Source organism: Neptuniibacter sp., from assembly GCF_024231755.1.
Classification (GTDB): domain Bacteria; phylum Pseudomonadota; class Gammaproteobacteria; order Pseudomonadales; family Balneatricaceae; genus Neptuniibacter.
Genome location: NZ_JAAEQH010000144.1, coordinates 1 through 1,281, shown reverse-complemented (window position 1 = coordinate 1,281; position 1,281 = coordinate 1). Strand labels below are relative to the sequence as shown.

Genomic DNA, 1,281 nt, shown 5'->3' with positions numbered 1-1,281 from the left:
CCCAGGTTACTCAACCCGGGGTTAAACTCACGTTTATGAATGCGGGTAAATAAGTCGAGTTGCGTAACCCTGGGTTGCTTCAATTTTACCTGAGGTTTTTGCCTTACCCGGGTAAGATTTACCCCAGCTTTATGAATACGGCCCCTGAAGACCATGCGCGCGCTCTACAATACGACTGGGATGCACTTTATTGGTGGCGAGCTGTATATGGGTCACTTTGGTTGCGAGCCCGCAGGTGACGAATACAAGTGCATTGACTGGATGCTGGTGTCCGAACAGGTTTTCGGTACCGCTCTAGATCAAGATATTACTGGACAACTAATTATGGACATGAATTTCTTGGAAGTAATGAAGATCCCTAAGACTGACGTTGCTTGTTTCCTCTTGGATGGGAAACCTAGAGCACTAAGTCAGAATAGCCATTTCCATCTGAAGACTACGAAGCCGGGTGTAGCTCGTTACAAACCAGATGAGCATGCGTTGCTCTATGACCCACGCTCGAAGGAGCACCATATGTGTCAGGTTGTCGGCAAGGCATTGTGCAGTCTCCAGGCTATCCATATTGCACTTTGTCTTCGTCGCACCTTGGATCAAGTTGCTTTTGAGCGAACGAAGGCGCTCTATTTCTATACTGAAGCTCAGGGCCAGGAGACATGAGAACAGACCCAGGTACGCATTTTGGACAAGCGTACTGAACGCCTCTGCCGTATGGTTCTCATGCAGGCGCAACTGCGCCATGCGTTTTCGAGACCAATGTTGGGGCAGTTTGGACGTTTTACACCGGAAGAAAGCTTCACTCGATATACTCGAGGAGATGCTGCTGAATCTATAAATCGGACCCTTATACATGCAGGAATTGTATTCCGCTGTATGGGCCAAATGATGACTCTGTATGCGCCGGCTATGTTCTACGAAGCGCCGTACTCGAGCATGCAGCACGTTGTTACTCATCTCTGTGTTATTGCCGCGGAACACCCGCAGGCTAAGTTACATGACTGTGTCCGCTGCTACTTCGCCTTCAGAAAGATGTGCTGGTGTAGCCGCTTGGATATTGACATGACCCACTGAATCGAATCAATGATGTATGAAGTTCATGCTCGTTGGGAACCTGCTCTGGAGAATATCGAGCGGTTGGCCCAAGAAAGTGATCGAATGGCCAAGTATGTTGTGGCTGCTGCCAGACTGAATCGGCGCGCCATCTATCAACGTTATGCCTCGCATATGCAAGAATTGGCTGATCATCTACCTGATGACCAGATTCAGCCAGCGAATATCGAAGAT

The 1,281-nt window shown here is 48.9% G+C and carries 3 protein-coding genes; all 3 read left to right on the top strand.

Going from position 1 to position 1,281, the window contains the following annotated elements; genetic code table 11:
• Nucleotides 1-153: 153 nt before the first annotated feature.
• Complete coding sequence (locus GY843_RS08140) at nucleotides 154-657, top strand: hypothetical protein (RefSeq protein WP_297308402.1); 504 nt, start codon at nucleotides 154-156, stop codon at nucleotides 655-657.
• A 21-nt stretch (nucleotides 658-678) separates the two neighbouring features.
• Nucleotides 679-1,068, top strand: a complete 390-nt coding sequence (locus GY843_RS08135; RefSeq protein ID WP_297308400.1) for a hypothetical protein — start codon at nucleotides 679-681, stop codon at nucleotides 1,066-1,068.
• Between the two features lie 9 nt (nucleotides 1,069-1,077).
• Nucleotides 1,078-1,281, top strand: a 204-nt coding sequence (locus tag GY843_RS08130; RefSeq protein WP_297308398.1) for a hypothetical protein, incomplete at its 3' end; no start/stop codon positions are given.

Bases quoted from the DNA above. Each gene is read 5' to 3' on its own strand.
- GY843_RS08140 (WP_297308402.1), top strand. From the start codon at position 154: ATGCGCGCGCTCTACAATACGACTGGGATGCACTTTATTGGTGGCGAG.